Source organism: Serratia sp. NPDC087055 (assembly GCF_044900985.1).
Lineage (GTDB): Bacteria > Pseudomonadota > Gammaproteobacteria > Enterobacterales > Enterobacteriaceae > Serratia.
In genome coordinates this window covers 2270728-2293764 of sequence record NZ_JBJDOG010000001.1, presented here as the reverse complement: position 1 = coordinate 2293764, position 23037 = coordinate 2270728, and the positions used below count along the sequence as shown (strand labels likewise).

The window sequence follows — 23037 nt, the reverse complement described above, 5'->3', positions numbered from 1 at the left end:
CACAAACGCAGCCAACAAGCATGCTGCGGGGATAGACACCAGCCGCTTTGACGATGTGATCCATCAGTAAAAATTATCAGGCTGCCTCAGTGCGTAACGCGGCGACAATGGTGGCCAGCGTTGCATGGGAAGTCTCGCCGAGTGGACCCTTCGCTTCGGCAACCCCATTCTCAGCCAGCAGCGTCTGGAGGCCGATCAGCCAATCGTAAATATAAAATGCCGTATTTCTTGCCGGCGTGGGCGCCAGCTTGGCTAGCCGCTGTTGGCTACCCCAGTTAACCGCCGGCTGCGGCGGTGGGGAAAAGATCGGCTGGCCGTGATTAATCCGGCTGACAGGGCGTAAAGCGGCCTCGCGCTGCTGGAAACCCAACCAGGTGACGAAATCCCCCAATATTGCTAACGCCTGGCTCACCTGCCGATCTTCGCCTTGTTCGGGTAGGGACCCGGCAGACAGCGCGCGTTCCAGCGATTCAGCAATTCCCAGCCGACAAGCGGCGGTGATCAATGCATCAACCAGTATCTCCAGATGCTGTTTTCCGACGCCCAGCAATATCCGCAATTGAGGATTATCGGGCAGGGTGCGCAGGTGGTTGACCCAATCGGCAAACACCCGTTGGGCAAAGGGGGAACCGCTAAGTTCTGTTGGCGCGGCGGGGGGGATATTCCCGTCGCCAAACAGATCGATCTCCTCATCGAACGGCGAAGCTGAGGTCACGGGTGCAGGTAAGATATGCTGTTGTTGCACGTACAGCTGACGCAGCGTGTTGGACTGCGGCAGCAGCCATTCGAGTAACTCGCCGTGAACCCCGGCTTGTGCCTGTAGCGCACGGAGTAGGTGTTGGGCGCGCTGATGCGTTAACTGCGGGTCTGTCTTGCGCAGCCAGTTGCCCAGCAAACTTTCCGTGAGTTCGCGTTGCAGCTCCTGCCGTTGTTCCAGGACGCGGTCATGCTTCAATGTCGGACGTGCCTGTGCGGCCAGATAGGCCACCATGCGATGGCAGTCGCTCTCATCCACCGCCAGCAATGTGGCCCAGCTTTCGCCCGGCTCACCGACATAGCGTTGAACGGCATCATCTGGGCGTGGTTTTCCCTCTTGGCGTGAGTCGAAGGCTGTGATCGCCCAGATTAAGCCCGGCTTTCTGCGGGTGCGGACCTCTGTGTTTTCACCCTGGGTTTGTCTGACCCAGTAGGCCAGCGCGTTGCCCGCACGGCTGGCATCTTGCGGCGTGCTGGCGGCATCGGTAACCAGCAGCAGGTTGGCGTGCAGGCTATCGGCAGCGAGAATCAGCAGGCTGGCACGCTTTGCCTGCTGCATGCGTTCAGTCACCCCAGCACCAGGGCATCGGCTGCTGGTCGGCAGGTCAAGCAGTTCTACGTCGTCTGGCAACCCGGCGCCTTTCCTCAGCGGTAATGTTGTTGTCACTTCTGCTGCCAACCAGGCCAGACTCTTGAGTGCAATGCCCACGGTGTCACCCTTCTCCGTCAGTACGGTAAGTTTGTCCTCCGTGGGGGCTGTCATCATACCGGCATGCAGAATGCCGCTGTCTGGATCCAATACCTGACGAGATGCCTGTACTCGCTGACAGTGACCCAGATCGTGCAACGCATGCGCCAACTGCCGATAGTTGGCAGTCAGAACCGGATCCTCACCCCAAAGCGGCGCAAACAGCCTGGCACGTTCATCCACACTCAGATAGGGCGCCAGCAAGATGGCCTGTGGCCAGAAGTGTCTTTCCAGCGCCTGTTGCGCTTTGCCACCCTGGTGACGCAGGCTGTCCCACAGCGCAACCACCGCGTTGCTGTCCAGACCGTCGATAGCCATAGGCTGGCGGTGGCGCTCCAATGCAGCAAGGTGCGCGGCCATTGCACGCGTGTCCCCGTCTGCATGAAAACCGCCCATCACGGCGGTGCCGATCATCATGGCAATCAACTGCGCTTCATCAAGTAAGGAGATGGCAACAGGATAAGCAGGGGGCGTCTGGGTGCCGGAAGCGCTGTAACGCACCGTCAACGTAGCAGCGTCGGTCAAGGGACTGGCGCCGGGAGCCAACGCCGCCAATAAATGGGCTTTGGCTGCGGCGTTGTGGCCATAAAGGCCGATGGCAACGCGATGATGCATAGCGCTGTCCAGTTGTCTGGCCCGGTTGTAACTGCGGCGTAGACGAACCGTCAGATTATCGGCTTCTCTGCTCAGCCGCGTGGATTGCTGCCGCGTGCTGGCAACCCAGTCAATCGCCTGAATGATGCTGTTACCCAGGCTGTTTATCGGCTCTGCTGCGCCGGAGGTGATAGGTTTCATCGTTGATAAATGCTCCCGCTGTCGATCCAATAATGGGTTGCGCCAGAGGCGCTGGCAGCCAAGGTATTAAGTTTTAATTGCAGATGATGAGCGGGAATAGGCGTTCCATCGGCTAAATGCGCCTGGGCGATGCTGACCCCTTCAGCGCCCTGTTCATCGCTGCCGGTAATCGCCAAGCGTAGGCTGATGACGGCATCGCCCGCCAGTTTACGCGCCAGCTGAGGGTCGGTGATGGTGAGGGTATACAGTGGCGACGCGGGCCAGCGTTCGTTATCCAACTGGCGGAACCCCAGGCGCAGGGGGCCACGAAGCTGGAAATACGTGTCGGGATCCAGCGAAAAGTCCGCGCAATCGAGATCGATATCGCGATAGTAAAGGTTATCGTCCGCCAGCATGTTATTGCTATCCAGCATGCCCAGATGGCGAATGGTGGAATAGGGCTGGAAGTCCCCGACGTTAAAATAAAAACTCTCCAGACGCAGATCGATCGCAAGCAGGCACAGCATGGCCCCCACGGCGGCGGTTGATTTTGGGTTATCGATACGCCCACCCTTATTAAAGGGGTACCAACTGCGTGTGTGATATCCCTCGAGCGGTAAGATTCGGCTGGCAGGTAGCGGCTGCAGGTGGCGCAATAATGTCTGAACCCCAGGGAAACGCGCCGGCCGGCCGGTCAGCAGCAGCACATCGCAGGTGTATAACGCCACAACTTCGGCAAGCAGGCGCAGGCAGTGATTTATGCCGATCCTGTCAGACAGGAAGGCCGCGTGCAGGGCACCCAGACGAATGACCAGTGGGGTGTGCAGAATATCGAAGTCAGTGGCCGAGGACTCGCGCTGAATCTCACCGTTGATAAAGGCCAGCACCTGTGGCGTCGGCGTCTGTGGCAGCAACTCACCCAAACTGGTGGCGATTTCCGCATGGGCATCCAGGGGATCGTAATCCTCGTACGCACTAAGCAATGCACGCCCGGCAGGCATGAAAATTTGTAGCGTGGCCTGCTGACGCAGCGTGGAAAACCCATCTATACGGCCTTCATTGCCAAACAGCTTGTCCATTATTGCCGGTGTTGCGACGACGCCGGCATTTTCGACGGCCTGCTGTACAGCAGGCAAAATAAACAGCTGAATGATATCCAGCAAAATATCGTCACCGGCGATTTTAAATCCTTCGCGGAACAACAAACGCGGATTGATTTTAATGTTGTTGCCAACGCCATCATCCAGCGCGTATTGGGTGATGGCCAAATCGGTCGTGCCGCCACCGATATCAATGGAGGCGATACGCAGCATTTTTCCCGGTTGTGTTCCGGGTTCTGTTGGCCGGTCAGGCCTGGCCATTGCGGCAAAAAAGGCGTCGGTGCGGCCGGCAAAATTCACCTGGGTTTCGTTATACAGATAAACCATCTGGCCGCAGGTCGCCTCATCCCATTCCATGTGCACCTGAGGCACGGGGACACGGGTGTTGCCACCGTCGAATGGCGCATCCAGCGGGTGCCAACCCATGGCTTTCCATACCAGACCAATGGCTTCCTGCATGCGGCGACGGAAAATTTCACGCTCTGGTTTGGGCATCGCCGAAGGCAATGTCAGGATGATGCTACGCAACCGACGCGGTGCAGAGGTGTTCGGCATTTTAAGCCGCTGAGCGACGCTGTTGATTTGCATCAGCACCTGCGCCAGCAGTTCGGTCAGCATCAGGGTCATGACTGCACTGCGGCTATAATGGGCGGCAAATACCGGCAGCCGTGCCTCTACGGGCAACCCGGACAGCGGCAAACCTTCGTCGTTGATCAGTGACGTCAATGGCGCTGCGGCGGCCATGGGCTCTTGTTTGCCGTTAAAGCGCCAGCCGGGCGCATAGCGTTCTTCGTCCCACAGATAACGGCGCGGGCTGGATATTCCGGTGGTGCCTTCGGTACCTTCCCGTTGCTGCGCCAGTTGCATGGCTTCGTGGCCGACACGGGTAATCGAAGGCCAGATAAAGGCATCATCGCGTCCGCTTTGGAAGGAGAGATGCTGTTTGCCAAATGAGGCTTGGGCAAACTCGACCCGGCTTTCAAACAACGCGCTGTAAACGCAATGCGGCATGGACAATGAGCGCAATTGCAATTCATTGGTCTGCTTCAAACCGTTATTTTCCTGCGGATGATCTTCGACCAGCACCCCGCAGGTGTGGGAGTTCCCGACATCTAAAATCACGTCCACGTTAATCGCGGGCTGCTGTGGCGTTTCCCCGATGATTTTTATCCGTGGAACCGTTAGCTGGTTGCCCAGCATATTCAACACGTTGAGATAATGCGCCTGGTATTCGAAGGTTTTCAGCCCGGCGTATATCTCTGTTTCGGTGCGCGCCTCCAGGCTGGACGCACATTGCGTAAAGACCTCGCGCAGCCAACTGTCTACCCAGGTCAGATCGAGAAACTCGCCTAACTCATGGTTACGGTGGGCCAGTGAGAAGCTGAGCCCCGTATTGAGATCGCTTTCGCTTGGGCCAAGAGCCTCCTGTCCCGCCGGGACCAGTCGGGTATCAAAGGCAAACACGACCCGCAGCAGATTGCCGTCCTGATCGGGCGCATCCAGCAAGACGATCTGCATCCGCGCCCAATTATCAGGCCCGGATAGAAATGCACCGGATGACGTGCAACGAGAGAAAGGCAGCGGCAGCCAGGTGTTATTCAGCAGTTGCAGCGATTGCTGCAGGGAAAAGCTGAACTCTGGACGTACCACCTCGGGAGCCTGCCCTGGCTGGGCGGGCAACAGGTATTTGCCCGTGTCGACATCCCATTGCAGGCGCAGAAGCGGGCCGCTTGCCGTCTGACGGACGAATTTGCCCGGAAAATCGGCATCCAATACCGGCGTCAGGGCAAAATCCATAAATTGGATGCCACTGTCCTGAATCAGCGTAATGGCTTGTTTGTAATCCACCAGGGGTGCCAACATCATTTACTCTCGCGCTTTAACGTCATGGGATAGACCGTGTCCGCATCGTAGCGGCCGGTGCACTCTGCAGGCCCGGTTTCGTTTTGCTTGCAGACGATTTCCGGTATTTGGTAGCGGCTGCCGTCGCTGCAGCGCGCTTTGGTGCGGCTATTGATTACCAGATTGCCAGACTGCATTAGCCCGGCTTCCACCGGTGTTCGGCAGGTGATGGCATCACCGTAGGTAATTCTCGCTGTCCCTTTGCCACCGTTCAGACGGTATTGCAGGCTAGGGCGTTTGCCTGTGAGGGGATCTTTCAATGCCACGGTGGCGCGCCACTGGCCATTGAGAAAACGCGTCGATCCGGCTTTGACGGCGTCAGCGGGCAGCACTAACGAATTCTTGTCTGCCGGCGGCAGGGCTACCGGGGCAGGCGGTGGCGGCATCAGCGTTGCATGGGCTAATGGGAGTTGCAGTTTGAACGCCGGGACGGCAGCGCGGACCGGCGATGCCGGTTGCTGCGCCACGGGAATGGGGCCGGGTAGGGCGCTCGGTGAAGTCATCCTATGGGCCAGCAGGGCAACCAGCATCAGCACAGGTAAAATCCACCCATAGCGGCGCCACTGGCGGCGTGGCTGTGCGGGTGTGACGGCCACCGATGGCACGACTTCTGGTGCAGGCACCGGCGTAGGTTTGGTTAGAGGTATCACTGTGGGCCGCGGTGTGGGGGCGATTGGCGTCGGTTTTTCTTCTGTCACGTCAACCGGGCGTAAGCACGCCAGAGGATCGTCCTGACACTGCGCGTGCGGCTTGATAAACCCCCAAAAGGTCAGCACCGGTTTACCCTCTACCAGATAGACATGCTGTGAGTCGGGGATTTGCATTGCTTTGGTCAGCAATGCGCCAAACAAACGGTGGCTTGGGTGCTCGGTGGCCTGTGTCTGGGCGATCAAGGTACGGAATGCTTCCAGGCTCTGTTCCAGTAGACGCACGGCCTGCGTACGTTGGGCATCACTCGCGGCCAGCCAAGACGTCACTTTCCCCGGAAAAGGAGAATACCAGTCAATGCGGGTGCCCGTTTCGTTCGGCTGCGGGATTGCCAGGCAATCGGCTGCTTGCTGCTGTTGGCGAATGCGCAATGTTTCTCGCAACTGCAATGCACAGGCATAAACCGGTTGCCCATTCTCGCCCAATGCAAGCACATCATCTAAACTGCCACTGCGTAAAAAGGGTTTCACCACGGCAAAAAACCTTGTCCTGTTCTGCTAAAACGTGCAAACAGGCATGGTAACCCGCGGCGTGAGCGGTCAAACGGCTGAGGACAGGCGTAAAACTACGTTTCTTTTTCCTCTATCGCGCGAGTTCGCCGGTATTTACAGTGGTGGCCCCTTTTTTCTGCGGATCTGTCACGTCGACGATGATGGCACGGATCGTGGTTTTGCCTTGATTCACCACTGACCCCGGGGGAGACCGCGCTGAGGCTTATCCAGACAGAGGGAGAAATAATGTCACTGACTACCGACAACCACGACTTTGGCGGCGCCAAAATCGCGCTGCTATGCGGTGATAAGTTGCTCACTTACCAACGTGATAACAATGCGAATATTCCCTGGCCTGGCTGTTGGGATTTGCCCGGGGGTGGGCGTGAAGGCGATGAAACGCCATTGCAATGCGTGCAGCGGGAAACTCAGGAGGAATTTGGCCTACAGATTGATGCGCGGCAGGTGAAATGCCAGCAGTATTACGACGGCATTTTGGCTGGCTACCCTCCGACCTGGTTTATGTTGGGCGAAATGACCCCAGAAGACATTGCCGCCATTCGTTTTGGCGATGAAGGGCAACGTTGGCAGATGATGTGTATCGACACCTTCATCCATCACCCGCAGGGCATTTCGCATTTGCAGCAGCGATTAGCGCGGCATCTTCGGCGTTAAACCTGTTCCACCGCCTCAACGCGGGCGATCAATGCGTCGAGCTGATGCTCGGAAAACACCTCGATGCCATGTTGGCGTAGCAACTCGGCGGTGACGCCGCTACCGGGTTTGGTTTGCCCGCTGAAAGAGCCGTCGTAGATAAACTGACTGCCGCAGGATGGGCTGCCGTCCGTGAGTAAGGCAAAACGACAGCCGTGTCGCCGTGCCGTTTCTAACGCCAGATGCGCGCCAAGCAGATAGCTGTCGGTGACGTCCCCGCCGCTGACTTCCATGACCCGTGCTTGCTGAGCCAGCACCGTGGCACCTTCGGCAGCCGCCGTAATTTCTGCCGAGGGGCGCGGGGTCGAAAACCCCGCGGCCAGCTCTGGGCAGCAAACTACCAAGCGCCCTTCGCGCTGCCAGCGTTGCAGCGTGGAGTCGAATAAGGGTTTATTGGAACCGTTGTAGCGAACGTGAAAACCGGCCAGGCAGGCGCTGAATAAAATCTTTGACGGCATGCGATTTGTCTCTGTCACAGGGGCGAAAGCGCGGCACTGGCGGCCCACGCGCGCGGCTTTAACATAGCAGAATCTTCTCTCCGATGGCAGCGCCAACAAGACGTTCTCGGTTGCGCTTTTGACGCTGGCCGATCGTGCCACTGGCGCCCACGATGTTCAGGCTCATTGCCTGTTCTCTTTGGCGTCGGCAACCCGTCGAGTGCGCCAGCGGTTGGGCGTTTGCTCTTCCCACTGCATAAAAGCGCGGCTGAACGAATTCAATTCTTCAAACCCCAGCACAAAGGCGATTTCACCCGGCTCCAGATCGGTCTCCGCCAGCAGTTGGCAGGCGGTACGGTGGCGGGTTTTGTCCAGCAGCTGTTGGTAGCTGTAACCCTGCTGTTGCAAGCGGCGCTGTAGCGTGCGTGCGCTGACATAGAGCTCCGCCGCCACACTGTTGACGCTGGGGCGCTGGCCACGCATGCTGCGGCCGAGTATCGCCATCACCTGTGTCGGCAAATCCTGCGCTTGCTGTGCCTGTCTCAGTTCGGCCTCGAGTCCGGGCAGCAATGTCGCCAGCATGTCCTGGTTATAGGTGATGAACGGCTGCTGCATGAGTGCACGATCAAACACCAACACATCCCGCGGCGCGTCGAAGTGAATGGGACAGCCAAAGTAACGCGGCAGCGGTGAGGCCGCGTTGTGTCGCCGCGTCAGCTCGATGGATCGCGGGCGTATCAGCAGGCCGGTACCGCGGCGGCATAGGGTGATGATGGAGGCAAAGATGGCGTCAATCAACAGCGCCGGTGCGTGACCTTCGGCCATGATCCAGCGGATGTGCATACGCACACCGTCGCCATCTTCCGTCAGCGTCAGTTCCTCCGGGCACAGGAGTCGCTTGTAACGGGCGATTTTTTGTAATGCTTCCCCCAGCGTGGCGGAGTGCAGTGCAGCGGCCGAAGCAATATCATAATGCTCTGGCGCTACGTCGCCGCCGAGGCGCAGGCCGAATGTGTTGTCATCGGCCAACTGAGCGAGGGCGCGCCAAATATCAAAGAACTGTCGGGTGGACAGCTTTACCTTGTCACGTCGTGCGTTGAGCAGCCCAACCGGCAGGCGAGCCAGTTGGCACACCCTTTCGATATCGACGCCAAGAACCGCCAGACGGGCGAATAGCACGCTGGATAGGGGGATCTGATCGCTACTCATCGTTGCGGATGCCTTTTCGTTTTGGATGGTGCCACTTTAGAATAGGGTGGCACCGGGCGATAATCCGATGACGACATGGTTTAATCCGATCGCGCCAATGCAGTTTCAAGCATTGGAGAAGGTGCCAGCATCAGTTTTTGGATGGTGGCCCCTACCCGTTGTACGGCCTGCTCAATTTCTGCCGTCAGCTTGGGCGCATAGTTGAGACGTAGACAGTTACGGTATTTGCCGGAGGCAGAAAAAATACTGCCGACGGCGATCTGCACGCCCTGTTGCTCCAGATAGCGGTTCAGGCGCAGGGTATCAAAGTCTTCATCCAATTCGATCCACAACATAAAGCCACCGCGCGGTTGGCTGACGCGGGTACCGGGGGGGAAATACGCCATAATCCACGCGGTCATTACGTCGCGGTTTTGCTGATAACGCACGCGCATACGCCGCATGTGCTGCAAGTAGTGTCCATGACGGATAAAGTCGGCAATCGCCAACTGGGGCTGAGTGGCGGTGGAGCCGGTGCCGATGTATTTCAAGTGCAGCACGCGTTCCAGGTAGCGTCCGGGGGCAATCCAGCCAATGCGCAAACCCGGAGCCAAGGTTTTTGAGAACGAGCTGCACAGTAGCACCCGCTCGTCTTCATCGAAGGATTTCAGAGACGGCGGGCGCGGGTACTGATAGGCGAGATCGCCGTATACGTCGTCTTCAATAATCGTCACGTCATAACGCTGCGCTAACGTCAGTAAACGTTGCTTGCGTGCCTCAGGCATGATGTAGCCCAACGGGTTATTGCAGTTCGGTGTTAATAGAATGGCTTTCACCGGCCATTGTTCCAGCGCCAATTCCAACGCCTCCAGACTGATGCCGGTGAGGGGGTCGGTAGGGATTTCCAGCGCCTTCATGCCTAACCCTTTCAGCGTTTGCATGGTGCCATGGAAGCAGGGGGAATCCACCGCCACAATCTCACCTGGCTGACACACGGCGCGTAAACCGGTGGAAAGGGCCTCATGGCAACCGGTGGTGATGACCAATTGGTCGGGGCTGATCTGACAGCCGGAATCCAGTAGCAGGCGGGCAATTTGTTCGCGCAGCTCCAGCACACCCTGAATGCTGTCGTAGAGCAGGCTGCGCAAATCGCCGTGGCGGCCCATGTGCCCCAAGGCTTTCATCAGCGGCTTCAGTGTCGGCTCACTGATATCCGGCATGCCGCGTCCGAGTTGTATCAAATCTTCGCGGGGCTTGTGACGGATCATTTCCAGCACCTGCTCCCATTGCGAAATATCCACGGGGCGTTGCACCGGGCGAGTGACGGCGGGCAATTCAGCTAATGTGCGGCGCCGGCGTACAAAATAGCCCGACTTGGGCCGCGCCTCCACCAGTTGGCTCTCTTCCAACAGGCGGTAGGCCTGTTGCACTGTACTGATGCTGACGCCGTGTTCCTGGCTCAGCGTGCGGACAGAGGGCAAGCGGTCACCCGCCGGATAAAGACCCTGTTCAATGCGTTGGCTAAGGATCGCAGCCAGTGTGGCGTAGCGTGTCATACAGATGCCTAAAATAAGAATGGATGAGAAAAAACCGGTACAGATGACGTTAAATTAGACCATTCAGACAGACAGAGACAGCTTTTGTATGGAAAAAATACCGCGGGCTTGAATCTGTATTGTTTTTTCCATGCCCAGCATCATGACTCCAGAGCAAACACGAAGGAGAATATGATGACGAGCTTGTCTGTTGACAGTATGCCAACCCACTCCCAGCCCCCTTTTTCCCGCTGGCGTCTGTATCTGCAACGCTATCGCACACGTCAGGCGCTATTGCTGTTGGACGACGTGCAGCTGGCGGACATCGGCCTGACACGTGCTGCGGCATGGCGAGAAGGCAGCAAGCCTTTCTGGCGGCGTTAAGTGCTGAAACTGCTCGGTAAGGCCTCATCGATTAACGTTCGCAAGGTGCTGTGGACCTGCCATGAACTGGCGTTACCTTTAACCCGGGAAGAGTGGGGAAGTGGTTTTCGCTCCACTCAGGAACCGGAATTTCTCGCACTAAACCCTAATGGGCTGGTGCCCGTGCTGATCGACGGTGAACAGGTGTTATGGGAGTCCAACACGGTTTGCCGTTATCTGGTGGGGCGAGAAGGGCGTCAGGATTTGCTGCCAGAGGCTCCTGGTGCGCGTGCGGCTGTCGAAATGTGGATGGATTGGCAGGCGACGGATCTCAACAATGCATGGCGCTATGTGTTTATGTCACGGGTGCGCCAAGATCCCGGGTATCAGGATGCGGGTAGCCTTGCCGCCGCCGAACGGCAATGGAACCGGCTGATGGGCCTGCTGGATCAGCATCTGTCACGTGGTCGCCTTTATGCCGCCGGAGACGTTTTCACCCTGGCGGACATTGTGCTGGGGCTCTCTTTGAACCGGTGGTTAATGACGCCGTTTTCACGGCCGAGCTACCCGGCGTTGAACCGCTATTTTCAACGTTTGCAGCAGCGGCCTGGTTTTCTGCTGCACGGGGCCAACGGGCTGCCCTGATTCGGAATGAAAAGTTCATTTCAATCGGCCGGGTGAGTTTATGCTCACCCGGCTTTTCGTTGTTTCATCCCAGTCTGCAGTGTTTTATGAACGACATCACGATTATCATTTTTATTTTACCTCTCGCTTGTGATTGAAATTTATATTCCATATAAACGATTATCAGATGGTGTATTTCATTATGTGCGCCGTCATATTATGGCTATGGATGATGGGAGAGGGCGATGAAACAGGTACGCGTTGGGTTAATTGGCACCGGCTACATTGGCCGCTGTCACGCTATTGCTTATGCGCAGGCTGCGACGGTATTTCCACTGAAAGGCGAATTGGTGCTGGAAATGCTGGCTGAGGTCACGCCGGCGCTGGCGCAGCAGCGCGCTGCGGAGTTTGGTTTCTCGCGTTCGACCGGCGACTGGCGGCAACTGGTGGCGGATCCGTCGATTGATGTGGTGGATATTTGCGCCCCTAACTTCCTGCACAAAGAGATGGCGCTGGAGGCCATCCGCCATGGCAAGCACGTCTATTCTGAAAAGCCGCTGGCACTGGATGCCGATGATGCCGCCGAAATGGTGCAGGCTGCCCGCGCCAAAGGTGTAAAAACGTTGGTGGGCTTTAACTACATGAAGAACCCGACCAGCCAACTGGCCCGGGAAATTATCGCCAGCGGTGAAATCGGTGAAGTGGTGCATTTTTATGGCACCCACAACGAAGATTATCTGGCCGATCCGCGTACGCCGATCGACTGGCATTGCCGCAAGGCCACTGCCGGGTTAGGGGCGCTGGGGGATTTGGCCGCACATATCGTCAATATGGCGCATTATCTGGTTGGCGACATTGTGGCGGTTTCCGGTGATATGCAAACCATTATCAGGCAGCGTCCGGATGCGAAAGACCCTTCGCTGATGCATGCGGTAGAAAATGAGGATCAGGCCAGTGCGTTGGTGCGTTTTGCCAGTGGTGCCATGGGCACGATCGAAACCTCACGTATAGCCTGCGGGCGTAAGATGGGGCTGACCTATGTGGTTACCGGCACCCAGGGGACGCTGAGTTACACTCAGGAACGCATGGCGGAATTAAAGCTGTATCGTCACGATGAACCAGCAGAACGCCAGGGGTTTAAAACATTGCTGGTCGGGCCCAAGCACCCGGATTATGCCGCCTTCTGTATTAGTGCCGGACACGGCATTGGGTTTAACGATCAAAAAACGGTAGAGATCCGCGATTTGGTTAATGGCATTGCTGCGGGTGATCCTATGTGGCCAGACTTTGAAGAGGGCTGGAAAGTCTCCTGCGTTTTAGATGCGATAGCCGCTTCTGCGGAACAGCGCCGTTGGCTGGACATTAACCGCGACTGATTGCCAGGCTCTGACGCTCACAGGTTGAGAGCGTCAGAGTTTATGAGGTTACTCAGTTAATTTGCTATCAACTTAATAAGCTATTAAGTTGATAGCTTGTTTGCTTAGAAAGCAAAGCATGAGCAGCCAAGCGCCCCCCAGAAGGCATTCTCGTCTGAAATTGGAATGCTGGAACGGCGAGCCACGTCATGCTGATGTGCGTGCACACCGCATGGGCCACAGCATTGGTGCGCCTGGCTCAACACGCCGACTCGGCTTGCAGCGGACGGTGGCGCAGAACGATAATGCCCTGGCACCTGCGTTACCGGTGACCAGTCCGGCAATACCGGTATTGCCGGTGGCGCTAACGGCGAGAAGCTCCCGGCGGCATAAACCACTTTGCCGTCTACCACGGTCATGACCGATTCAATCCCTTTGATCAGCTCTTCCGGCACGCTGAAATAGTCTTGTGACAGCACGGCCAAGTCCGCCAATTGACCCACCTTAATCTGGCCTTTTTTACCCTGTTCAGTCGAGAACCAGGCGCTGCCTTGAGTCCACAGCATCAGTGCCGTCTCGCGATCCAGTCGTGCGTTGTCGTCGTACATCGCCATACCGCCGACAGTACGGCCAGATACCAACCAGTACAGTGCGGTCCACGGGTTATAGCTGGCTACGCGGGTGGCGTCGGTGCCCAGCCCTACTGGCAGCTCGGCTGCCAGCATTTTCGCTACGGGTGGCGTCTGTTTGGTCGCCTCTTTGCCGTAACGTTCGGCAAAATATTCCCCCTGGAACGCCATGCGATGCTGCACGGCGATGCCGCCACCCAGCGCTTTTACCCGCTCAATGTTGCGTTCGGAGATGGTTTCCGCGTGGTCGAAGAACCAGTGCAGACCGTTGAACGGAATATCGCGGTTCACTTTTTCGAACACATCCAGCATGCGGCTGATGGACTCGTCATAAGTGGCGTGCAGGCGGAACGGCCAGCGGTGTTCCGCCAGGTGCCGGACTACGCGCTCCAGTTCATCTTCGGTGCCTTCCGGCAGATCGGGGCGCGGCTGCAAGAAGTCTTCGAAGTCGGCAGCGGAAAACACCAGCATCTCCCCGGCACCGTTATGGCGGTAAAAGTCAGTGCCCTGGCCCGGTTTCAGCATGTCGGTCCACAGCTCAAAGTCTTCCAGCTCCTGTTTAGGCCGTTGGGTGAACAGGTTGTAAGCAATACGGATGGTTAGCTGCTTCTTCTCATGCAGTTCGGCGATCACCTCATAGTCATCCGGGTAGTTCTGGAAACCGCCGCCGGCGTCAATGGCGCTGGTCAGGCCGAGCCGATTCAGCTCGCGCATAAACTGGCGGGTCGAGTTAACCTGTTGCTCCAGCGGCAGTTTCGGCCCTTTCGCCAAGGTGGCGTACAAAATCATCGCATTGGGTTTGGCAATCAGCATACCGGTTGGGTTGCCGTTACTGTCACGCTGAATCTCGCCGCCCGGCGGATTCGGTGTGTCCTTGGTATAACCGACGACTTTCAATGCGGCACGGTTAAGCAGGGCACGGTCATACAGGTGCAAGATAAACACCGGCGTGTCCGGCGCCGCCTGATTGATTTCGTCCAGTGTCGGCATGCGGCGTTCGGCGAATTGGAATTCAGTCCAACCGCCGACCACCCGCACCCACTGTGGGCTTGGAGTACGCAGTGCCTGTTCTTTCAGCATGCGCAATGCATCGGCCAGCGAAGGCACGCCTTCCCAGCGCAGCTCCAGGTTATAGTTCAGGCCGCCACGAATCAGGTGCAAATGCGAGTCGTTGAGGCCGGGCACAGCCGTATGGCCGTGCAGGTCAATCACTTGTGTCTCCGGCCCTGCATGCTGCATGACCTCATTTTCACTGCCGACGGCGAGGAACTTACCGTCGCGGATAGCTACCGCGTGGGCGGTGGGCGCCTCACGATCGACAGTGTGAAATTTACCGTTGGTGATAATCAGGGAAGCACTGTTATTCATAACGTTCTCCGGGCAAGCCGCCTAACGACGGGTGAGCCATTGATGAAATACGCGAGTCACGATCGGCATCCAAAGGAAAACAACCAGGGCGACTACCGTGGCGTCATTGAGAAAATGGCCGGTCAGCGTGCCGTTTAATTGGGGGAGCAGCTTGCCCCAAAACCAAGGCACCAGATTGGTGGACGGGAAGATCACCAGCAGGGTGATTAAAAATTGCTTCCATTTGGCAGGTTGGCGCGTGTTGGCGCTCGGCGGTGTAAACCAAAACTCTGCACCTGGTCGAATTTCGATGTGGTCGTTTTCCAACAGCAGCGGCGACACTTCCTCGATATAGCGTTTGCGCAGCGGTGAGTTAACCCATAGCGATAAATTGTCGAGGTTGTCAAAACGGACTAAAACGGTATAGGCCTGTTCGCTACCGGTGGGGCGGATCACATTGACGCCGAGGTGGCCGGTGAAGGCGGCGGCCTCTGGCATAATGCGTTTCAGCCATGCCTCGTAGGCCTGTTCTTGCCCTGGCGCCAAACGATGAGTGATGACTAACGTGACATGCTGCGGGTGAGCCATAACAACCAACTCCAGAAAACCCCGGCGCAGGGCCGGGGTAGGATTTATTTCGCCACGCGCGCCGGGGCGTGATGCACCATGGTGTAAGCATAATCAACGCCCATACCGTAAGCGCCGCTGTGTTCGCGCACCAGCGCCATGACGGCGTCGTAAGTCTCTTTGCGCGCCCAGTCACGTTGATATTCCAACAGCACTTGCTGCCAGGTTACCGGGATGGCACCGGCCTGCACCATGCGGTCGATAGAACGCTCATGCGCATCGACGGATGTCCCGCCGGACGTGTCGGTGACGACATACACCTCATAACCGGCTTCGAGTGCCATCAGCGCGGGGAAAGTCAGGCACACCTCGGTCCAGAGCGCAGAAATAACCAGCTTTTTACGGCCGGTAGCCTCTACGGCTTTCACGAAAGCGGCATCTTCCCAAGAGTTCATGGAGGTACGCTCGATCGGGGTGATTTCAGGGTGTACCGCTAAAAGCTCGGGCCAGATATAGCCACTGAAGCTTTCGGTTTCGACAGAGGTAAAAAGGGTGGGAACATTAAAAATCTTGCCGGCTTTGGCTAAACCGACCACGTTGTTTTTCAGTTGCTGACGATCAATATTAGCCACGCCAAAAGCCATTTGTGGTTGATGGTCGATGAAAATTAGAGCGGAATTATCTTTATCAAGTAATTGAAACTTAGACATGATTTACCTTCCCAGTGATATTAGGGTTCAACAAAGGATGAATACAACGCCGATGAACCGCATGGTAGGCAGGGGCTGATTTCAAAGATAGCGCAGAATTTTTGCCGTCTTGTTAAGTTTTTTTATACACGGAGGGAAGCGGTGAGATTAAACCTGGAAGCGTTACTGATTTTGGATGCACTTGACCGGCATGGTTCCTTTGCGGCAGCGGCAGCAGTGCTGTTCAAAACGCCGTCAGCATTGAGCTACATGGTGCAAAAACTGGAGAACGATCTTGAGGTCACCTTGCTTGATCGTTCAGGCCATCGGGCAAAATTTACCGATACCGGCAAACTGATGCTGGAAAAGGGACGGGTGTTGTTGCGTGCGGCGCAGGATTTGGAGCAACAGGCGCGTTATGTGGAAAACGGCTGGGAAAGCGAGATTACGCTCGGTATTGACGCGTCTTTTCCATTTGAACGTATGTTGCCGCTGATCGAGGAGTTTTATCAGCAGCACCACCATACGCGCCTGCGCTTTAGCCATGAGGTGCTGGCGGGGTCCTGGGAGTCGTTGGTTTATGGGTGCGCAGATATTATTGTTGGCGCGATTTGTGAACCCCCGTCGCGCGTAGGCTATGCTTTTAGTCAGCTGGGGCGATTGGATTACGTATTTGCCGTGGCGGCACAGCACCCGCTAGCGTTAATGGCAGAGCCTTTGCCGAAGGCTGAAATTCGTCAACACAGAGCCGTTGTGGTTCGTGATACCTCGCGCGTGAATGCGCCGCAGAATTTGAACATTCTTGAGGAGCAGGATCAGCTGACGGTCTTCGGTTTCGATGCCAAATTGCGGGCACAGCTTAGCGGCCTGGGTTGCGGCTATCTACCGCGATATCTGGCGGAACCCTACCTGAAAAGCGGTGAATTGGTAGCGAAACGCGTCGAATCTGAACACTGTAGCGACGTTTCTTATTTTGGCTGGCGTGAAAGTGCCACCGGCCTGGCGGTAAAATGGTGGCGTGAGCGCTTACAGCGATATGCCGATGCTGGGGGCGCATACCCGGAATACTGATTATTCACCTGTGGGTGACAGGACAAGGATGCAGAGACATGAAAACAGGGATGTGGCTATGGGCGGTGTTGCTGACGGGCTGTGGTGCCGATCAGGGCACCCGCACTGCCGGTGTCATGCTGGAAACACCGGTTGTTGCAACGTTATCGACATCTTCGCCCCGCAGCAGTTATCCGGAAAGGATGCGCGTTGCTATCACCCAGGAAATGCAGTTACCCGGCAAATATAAATCCCAAACCTGTTCGATCAGCCTCCATCTGTTGCCAGATGGCTCACTGAAAGATTTTAAGGTGCTGAGGGGTGACGACGCGCTTTGCGCAGCGGCCAGTCAGGCGGTGCAACGCGCTAAACTGCCGAAAATGGCCAATGAGACCGAGTATGCACTGTTCAACCTTGTGGTACTGGATTTTATGCCCTGATGCGGTGAGCAAAGTGCGCGCAGAAAAGCCGGGTTATAAAATGCCTTTTTGCGCAAACGTGATACGCGTGGCCTCATTGAGATCGAGCTCAGGTATCTTGTCGGGGCTGACCCAGGCGATTGCCTGAAACTCTTCATTAAAGCTGATCTGCCGGTTGGCACTCACACAGTCGAAAATCAAATACAGCATGTAGATTTCCTCTGTTGTGCCATCTGAGTAGGTCTTGGTACGGACGTCATCCCTGAAGGTCCAGGGAGTAATCTGGGTGATATGCAGTGCTTCTCCCAGTTCTTCTTTTATCTCACGGCGGAGGGCCTGCTCGAGGGTCTCCCCTGGCTCCATACCGCCACCGGACAGTGCCCACTGACCGGGGAATACGCCCCGGTCGTCGGCCATTTTGCACAGTAAATACTCGCCCTTATTTTCTATAATTGGGCAGACGATGATCCGCTGACGCATGTCACCTCCTGATGTCACCATTTTTCATTAACTTATCAGATAGTGGCTTTTATTGAGCCATGATTCTTTCAGCAATGCCTGTGGGATCATGAAATTGCATTGAATGCGTAATAACGTGCTGATTTTTCACTTTGCTTTGCCGCTTTCGTTATTTTGAGCGTCCAGGCAGCTCGCTGATACTGAGCAAAATCTTATACAGCGAGCCCATGCATGTCCTCAGATAAACGTCATAGTCACTATTTGCATCCTGCCCAACGCGATTGGATCCAACAGCTTAATCAGCGCTGGTTTTGGCGTTTGGAGCTGCCAACCTGGGGGATTATGGCGGCGGTTTACGGCGGCTGGTTTGGCGTCGTGCAATACTGGCAGACAATGGGCCCCTGGCTTGGCACGCCGTTGCTGATTTTGCTGACAACCTGGTATATGTCGCTACAGCATGAGCTTATTCACGGTCATCCGACGCGCTGGCCGCGGCTCAATCAGCTTTTCGGCTTGCTGCCACTGGCGGTATGGTATCCCTATGGTCTGTATCGTGATTCGCATATTCAGCATCACCGTAATGAACATCTCACCGATCCACATGAAGATCCTGAAAGCTATTACGTTAGCCAAGCGCAATGGCAACGCTACCCACGGATTTTTCCGCTGTTGGCCAAGGTGCGTAATACGCTGGTCGGGCGCATTGTGCTTGGCCCTGCGCTGGACATTGCGGCTACCGGAATTACGGCGATAAAAACGATCGCTGCCGGTGAAATGCGCACATTGGTGATGTGGTTGGTGCATCTGTTATTGCTGGTGGCGGTATTGGGGTGGTTGCAACAGCATGGCATTGGCACGGTATTTTACCTGGTGGCGATCAGCTACCCGGCGCTGGCGATGACCAAGGTGAGATCATTTTTTGAACATCGCGCCGTGGACGCACCGCAGGCACGTTCTATTATTAATGAGGCGGCTTGGCCGTGGCGGCTGCTGTTTCTCAATCTGAACTATCATTTAGTTCACCATGATCTCCCCGGCTTACCGTGGTACGGTTTAAGGCAGGTGTATTTGGCGGAGCGCAGTGCATACCAGCAGCGTAGCCAAGGGTTTGTGGTTCAGGGCTATGGTCAGTGGGTGAGTGACTACGCGTTCACCCCGATCGACGTTGAAGTGCATCCGTTTTCCGTTGGCGAGCCGCTAAGGGAATCCCAGGGCGAAAACCTTGTTTGGTCGACGGAGACATTTATTGTGCGATGGACGCGCGTTTCTCAAGATTTTCCAATCGATCTGGCCAAATAGCCGGACACTACACAACAAGAGGAAAAAGTATGGCAATCACTCCATCACGTGGTCGTGTCTTTGCGCTGGCGCTGAGTTTGCTCGCGGCGAGCGTCGGTGTGGCGCAAGCGGCCGATACGGTACGCGTCGGCTCTAAAATTGATACCGAAGGCTCATTGCTCGGGAACATCATCGTACAGGTGCTGGAATCTAACGGCATCAAAACCACCAATAAGTTGCAGCTTGGCACCACCAAAGTGCTGCGCGGGGCGATCACCTCCGGCGAAATTGACGTTTACCCGGAATACACCGGCAACGGTGCGTTTTTCTTTTCTGATGAAAAAGACCCTGCATGGAAAAATGCTCAGGCCGGGTTTGAAAAAGTGAAAAAGCTGGATTATGACAAGAACAAAATTGTCTGGTTGGACGCCGCCCCGGCCAACAACACCTGGACCATTGCTATCCGTCAGGACGTGGCGGATGCCAACCATCTGAAAACGCTTGCCGATCTGGGCAAGTGGATCAACGGAGGGGGCAAGTTCAAACTGGCGGCGTCGGCGGAATTTATCGAACGCCCAGATGCTTTGCCGGCATTCCAAAGTGCCTATGGCTTTACGCTGAATCAGGATCAGTTGCTGTCGCTGGCCGGGGGGGACACGGCGGTGACCATCAAGGCTGCGGCGGAACAGACATCCGGTGTGAACGCGGCCATGGCCTACGGGACCGACGGCCCGGTGGCGGCGCTGGGGCTGCAAACGCTGGATGATCCAAAGGGTGTGCAGCCGATTTACGCGCCAGCACCGATTATTCGTGAAGCCACGCTAAAACAGCATGCCAACATCGCTGAATTACTGAAACCGGTATTTGCTTCACTGGATGGCCCGACGCTGCAAAAGCTCAATGCACAGATCGCGGTGGAAGGTCAGGACGCCAAACAGGTGGCTGCGGCTTACCTGAAAGAGAAAGGGTTGGTGAAGGGGTAACACCACTGGCCCCCAGTTGGGGGCCAACATGGAGCCGGAGAGTTTCTTTGATTATTGCCGTAAAAAACCGTGTATTACTGACGCTGCTTATTCTGTTACTGCTGGCTGCATTTGGCCTGCCGTTTCTCAGTTATGCCCCCAATCGCCTGTTATCGGGCAAGAGTATTTCCCTGATTTCCCTGTTGCACGGTCCCGCGTTGTGGCTGCTGGCACCCATGTTGGTATTGGCCATACTCAGCCTGTTGGCCCCACGGAGGCGTCATGCGCTGCTGACTGCGTTGTCGGCTTCGGCATTGCTGGCGCTCACCTTTTGGCTAAGCGGCCATGCAGCTCAGCAATTGGCATTGGATGGCTCAAGGCTGGCCCGCACCTCCTGGGGAAGCGGTTGTTGGCTGATACTGGCACTAAGTCTACTGATTGCCGCCGATGCCGTGAGCCGCATAACCGCTTCGCACGTGTGGCGCATGTTCGGCAATCTGATGGTGATGTTACCGACGCTGTTGCTGCTGTTTAATCACCAGTTGGATCAGCTTTCACTGTTGAAAGAGTACTACAACCGGCAGGACGTGTTTGATGCAGCGCTGTTGCAGCACCTGACGATCCTGTTGGCGACGCTGGTGCCGACGCTGTTAATTGGCCTGCCGCTCGGGGTGCTGTGTTTTCGCTCCGCACGTTGGCAGACACCGATATTCTCCACGCTGAATATTATTCAGACCGTACCCTCGATTGCTTTGTTTGGCCTGTTGATCGCGCCCTTGGCCGGTTTGGCGAAGGCATTGCCCTGGTTGGCAGAGCATGGCGTCAGTGGCATTGGTATGGCTCCGGCCATTGTTGCGTTGGTGCTGTATGCCCTGTTGCCGTTGGTACGCAGCGTCGTGGCGGGGTTGCAAAGTGTGCCGGCCAGCGTGATCGAATCTGCCAGTGGCATGGGGATGACGCGTAGTCAGGTGTTTTTCCGCGTACAGCTGCCGCTGGCATTGCCGCTGTTCCTGACCGGTGTGCGTATTCTTGCGGTACAAACCGTTGGCATGGCGGTCGTGGCGGCACTGATTGGCGCCGGAGGCTTTGGTGCCATTGTCTTCCAGGGGCTGCTCAGCAGCGCACTGGATCTGGTGTTGCTGGGGGTCATTCCGGTGATTGTGATGGCGGTTATCGTCGATTCACTGTTTAAGTTCATGGTTTCAATTTTGGAAGTGTCACGCCGATGATTCAGTTTAATCAGGTCAGCAAGATTTTTCAGGGCAAGCCCGCGGTGGACGATCTGACGCTACAGATTGCCAAGGGTGAATTTACCGTATTGATCGGCACCTCTGGCTCAGGCAAGTCCACAACGTTGAAAATGATCAACCGACTGATCGAACACGACCAGGGGAAAATCTACTTTGCCGGTGAAGAGATCCAGAGATTCAAACCGCAGGATCTGCGCCGCCGGATGGGGTATGCGATCCAGTCGATCGGCCTGTTTCCGCACTGGACGGTGGAGGAGAATATCGCCACTGTGCCACAGCTGCTGAAATGGCCACGGGCACGTATTCGCGATAGGGTGACGGAATTACTGGAGCTGTTGCATTTGGAACCGGATGTGTTCCGTCATCGTTACCCGCACCAGCTTTCCGGCGGGCAGCAGCAACGGGTAGGCGTGGCGCGCGCATTGGCTGCCGATCCCGAGGTGTTGCTGATGGATGAACCCTTTGGCGCACTCGATCCGGTGACGCGTGCGGCGTTGCAAACGGAGATCGCGCGTATTCATCATCTCTCCGGACGTACCATTGTACTGGTGACGCACGACATTGACGAAGCACTGGCACTGGCGGACCGTATTGTGTTGCTCGATCAGGGCCGCATCGTACAGCAGGGCACGCCGCTGGCGTTATTGACGGCCCCGGCCAACGATTTTGTCCGCGATTTCTTTGGCCGCAGCGATCGCGGTATCAAACTGCTGTCGTTGGGCACCGTGGCTGAGCGGGTACGCCCTGGTCATGCTGAAGGGGACCCTATCGCTGCCGCTATGAGCCTGCGTGAAGCGCTGTCAGTGTTTGTGGCACGTGGCACGGAATGTTTACCGGTGATGGGTGAACAAGGTGAGGCGCTTGGCGTGCTGCATTTCAGCGATCTGATTACCCAAAAGGCTCTGTCATGAGTGTGCCTCAAGCCCTGCGCTGGCTGCGCGATCCGCTGCCCTGGACCTTTGCCCTGTTGCTGGCATTGGTGTTTGGCATGAATCATTTGCATGGCCTGTTTGCCGCCTGGTTTCCCGATCTGGATCGGCCAGTGTATCAGCAGGACAGTTTTATCTCGCTGGTATGGGCGCATCTGCTGCTGGTAGCGGTTTCCAGCCTGATTGCGGTCGTAATTGGCGTGGCGGCCGGGATTGGGGTGACGCGGCGTGCCGGTAAAGAGTTCCGTTCGCTGGTGGAAACCGTCGTGGCGGTGGGACAGACTTTTCCGCCGGTTGCGGTGTTGGCGGTTGCGGTACCGGTGATGGGGTTTAGCGAACAGCCGGCAATTATCGCGCTGGTCCTCTACGGTTTGTTGCCCATCCTACAGGGCACGCTGGCGGGTATTGAATCAGTGCCCAGAGCCACCCGTGAGATTGCGCAAGGGGTGGGGATGAATGCTCGGCAGATCCTGTGGCGCGTCGAACTGCCGCTGGCGGCGCCGGTGATTGTTGCCGGTATCCGCACCTCGGTAATCATTAATATTGGCACGGCGGCGATCGCCTCCACGGTCGGCACAAAAACACTCGGCTCGCCGATTATCATTGGCCTTAGCGGCTTTAATACCGCCTATGTGATCCAGGGAGCCGTGGTCGTCGCCCTATTGGCGATCATCACCGACATGCTGTTTGAGCGCTGGGTGTGCCATCTCACCGCCTGGCGTCAGCAGACGCTAATGGCCTCTTCTGCGGAATAAGGGGAAAC

At 56.5% G+C, this 23037-nt stretch carries 21 protein-coding genes; 11 read left to right on the top strand and 10 right to left on the bottom strand.

Features of this window, described 5'->3' with window-relative positions; all coding sequences use genetic code 11:
- Positions 1 to 76 precede the first annotated feature (76 nt).
- Genes ACI2J2_RS10865 through ACI2J2_RS10855 form a run of 3 tightly spaced genes read right to left on the bottom strand, consistent with a single transcriptional unit; the run spans position 77 to position 6461 of the window.
- On the bottom strand, positions 77 to 2299 hold the full coding sequence (locus ACI2J2_RS10865; protein WP_404760074.1) for a virulence factor SrfC family protein: 2223 nt from the start codon (positions 2297 to 2299) through the stop codon (positions 77 to 79).
- A complete protein-coding gene (locus ACI2J2_RS10860) occupies positions 2296 to 5241 on the bottom strand; it encodes a virulence factor SrfB (RefSeq protein ID WP_404760292.1) in 2946 nt (981 codons plus the stop codon). Before ACI2J2_RS10860 ends, ACI2J2_RS10865 begins: the two co-directional genes overlap by 4 nt.
- A complete protein-coding gene (locus tag ACI2J2_RS10855; RefSeq protein WP_404760073.1) occupies positions 5241 to 6461 on the bottom strand; it encodes an SrfA family protein in 1221 nt (406 codons plus the stop codon). The genes ACI2J2_RS10860 and ACI2J2_RS10855 overlap by 1 nt, the downstream gene beginning before the upstream one ends.
- 264 nt (positions 6462 to 6725) lie before the next feature.
- On the opposite strand from ACI2J2_RS10855, the gene ACI2J2_RS10850 reads away from it, so the two are divergent.
- Positions 6726 to 7154, top strand: a complete 429-nt coding sequence (locus ACI2J2_RS10850) for an NUDIX hydrolase (RefSeq protein ID WP_404760072.1) — start codon at positions 6726 to 6728, stop codon at positions 7152 to 7154.
- Here ACI2J2_RS10850 and ACI2J2_RS10845 read toward each other — a convergent pair.
- The 3 genes from ACI2J2_RS10845 to ACI2J2_RS10835 all read right to left on the bottom strand — a co-directional run bounded on the left by ACI2J2_RS10845 (position 7151) and on the right by ACI2J2_RS10835 (position 10374).
- Positions 7151 to 7651, bottom strand: coding sequence for a DUF523 domain-containing protein (locus ACI2J2_RS10845; RefSeq protein ID WP_209632307.1), 501 nt, complete (start codon positions 7649 to 7651; stop codon positions 7151 to 7153). The two genes, ACI2J2_RS10850 and ACI2J2_RS10845, sit on opposite strands and share 4 nt — an antisense overlap.
- Positions 7652 to 7813: 162 nt before the next feature.
- Positions 7814 to 8839, bottom strand: coding sequence for an AraC family transcriptional regulator (locus ACI2J2_RS10840; RefSeq protein WP_404760071.1), 1026 nt, complete (start codon positions 8837 to 8839; stop codon positions 7814 to 7816).
- Between the two features lie 80 nt (positions 8840 to 8919).
- Positions 8920 to 10374, bottom strand: a complete 1455-nt coding sequence (locus ACI2J2_RS10835) for a PLP-dependent aminotransferase family protein (protein WP_209632309.1) — start codon at positions 10372 to 10374, stop codon at positions 8920 to 8922.
- Positions 10375 to 10572: 198 nt separating this feature from the next.
- Between ACI2J2_RS10835 and ACI2J2_RS10830 the strand changes: the two genes are divergently transcribed.
- From ACI2J2_RS10830 to ACI2J2_RS10820, 3 genes are all read left to right on the top strand, one after another.
- On the top strand, positions 10573 to 10737 hold the full coding sequence (locus tag ACI2J2_RS10830) for a DUF1127 domain-containing protein (RefSeq protein ID WP_404760291.1): 165 nt from the start codon (positions 10573 to 10575) through the stop codon (positions 10735 to 10737).
- A complete protein-coding gene (locus tag ACI2J2_RS10825) occupies positions 10738 to 11361 on the top strand; it encodes a glutathione S-transferase family protein (RefSeq protein ID WP_404760070.1) in 624 nt (207 codons plus the stop codon). It begins immediately after the preceding gene.
- Between the two features lie 224 nt (positions 11362 to 11585).
- A complete protein-coding gene (locus ACI2J2_RS10820; protein ID WP_404760069.1) occupies positions 11586 to 12716 on the top strand; it encodes a Gfo/Idh/MocA family protein in 1131 nt (376 codons plus the stop codon).
- A 104-nt stretch (positions 12717 to 12820) separates the two neighbouring features.
- Here ACI2J2_RS10820 and ACI2J2_RS10815 read toward each other — a convergent pair whose 3' ends face one another.
- The 3 genes from ACI2J2_RS10815 to ACI2J2_RS10805 are packed head-to-tail and all read right to left on the bottom strand — an operon-like array spanning position 12821 to position 15948.
- A complete protein-coding gene (locus ACI2J2_RS10815; RefSeq protein WP_209632313.1) occupies positions 12821 to 14692 on the bottom strand; it encodes an amidohydrolase in 1872 nt (623 codons plus the stop codon).
- A gap of 21 nt (positions 14693 to 14713) precedes the next feature.
- A complete protein-coding gene (locus tag ACI2J2_RS10810; protein WP_209632314.1) occupies positions 14714 to 15259 on the bottom strand; it encodes an antibiotic biosynthesis monooxygenase in 546 nt (181 codons plus the stop codon).
- A 44-nt stretch (positions 15260 to 15303) separates the two neighbouring features.
- A complete protein-coding gene (locus tag ACI2J2_RS10805) occupies positions 15304 to 15948 on the bottom strand; it encodes a hydrolase (RefSeq protein WP_037422649.1) in 645 nt (214 codons plus the stop codon).
- A 141-nt stretch (positions 15949 to 16089) separates the two neighbouring features.
- On the opposite strand from ACI2J2_RS10805, the gene ACI2J2_RS10800 reads away from it, so the two are divergent.
- Together ACI2J2_RS10800 and ACI2J2_RS10795 are read left to right on the top strand one after the other, a co-directional pair.
- A complete protein-coding gene (locus ACI2J2_RS10800) occupies positions 16090 to 16998 on the top strand; it encodes a LysR family transcriptional regulator (RefSeq protein ID WP_209632315.1) in 909 nt (302 codons plus the stop codon).
- Between the two features lie 38 nt (positions 16999 to 17036).
- Entirely contained in the window at positions 17037 to 17417 is a 381-nt protein-coding gene (locus ACI2J2_RS10795; protein ID WP_404760068.1) for a cell envelope integrity TolA C-terminal domain-containing protein, read from the top strand.
- A gap of 33 nt (positions 17418 to 17450) precedes the next feature.
- Here ACI2J2_RS10795 and nudI read toward each other — a convergent pair whose 3' ends face one another.
- On the bottom strand, positions 17451 to 17876 hold the full coding sequence (nudI, locus tag ACI2J2_RS10790; RefSeq protein ID WP_209632317.1) for a nucleoside triphosphatase NudI: 426 nt from the start codon (positions 17874 to 17876) through the stop codon (positions 17451 to 17453).
- Between the two features lie 210 nt (positions 17877 to 18086).
- Here nudI and ACI2J2_RS10785 point away from each other — a divergent pair, with 210 nt between their 5' ends.
- The 5 genes from ACI2J2_RS10785 to ACI2J2_RS10765 are packed head-to-tail and all read left to right on the top strand — an operon-like array spanning position 18087 to position 23029.
- On the top strand, positions 18087 to 19154 hold the full coding sequence (locus ACI2J2_RS10785) for a fatty acid desaturase (protein WP_404760067.1): 1068 nt from the start codon (positions 18087 to 18089) through the stop codon (positions 19152 to 19154).
- 29 nt (positions 19155 to 19183) lie between these two features.
- Complete coding sequence (locus tag ACI2J2_RS10780) at positions 19184 to 20116, top strand: ABC transporter substrate-binding protein (RefSeq protein ID WP_209632319.1); 933 nt, start codon at positions 19184 to 19186, stop codon at positions 20114 to 20116.
- Positions 20117 to 20163: 47 nt separating this feature from the next.
- Entirely contained in the window at positions 20164 to 21324 is a 1161-nt protein-coding gene (locus ACI2J2_RS10775) for an ABC transporter permease (RefSeq protein ID WP_404760066.1), read from the top strand.
- Positions 21321 to 22256 carry an ABC transporter ATP-binding protein gene (locus ACI2J2_RS10770; RefSeq protein WP_209632321.1) on the top strand — a complete coding sequence of 312 codons (936 nt, stop codon included), beginning with the start codon at positions 21321 to 21323 and terminating at the stop codon, positions 22254 to 22256. Before ACI2J2_RS10775 ends, ACI2J2_RS10770 begins: the two co-directional genes overlap by 4 nt.
- The gene (locus ACI2J2_RS10765; protein WP_404760065.1) at positions 22253 to 23029 is read left to right on the top strand and encodes an ABC transporter permease; all 777 of its coding nucleotides are present in this window, start codon (positions 22253 to 22255) and stop codon (positions 23027 to 23029) included. Before ACI2J2_RS10770 ends, ACI2J2_RS10765 begins: the two co-directional genes overlap by 4 nt.
- Positions 23030 to 23037 lie beyond the last annotated feature (8 nt).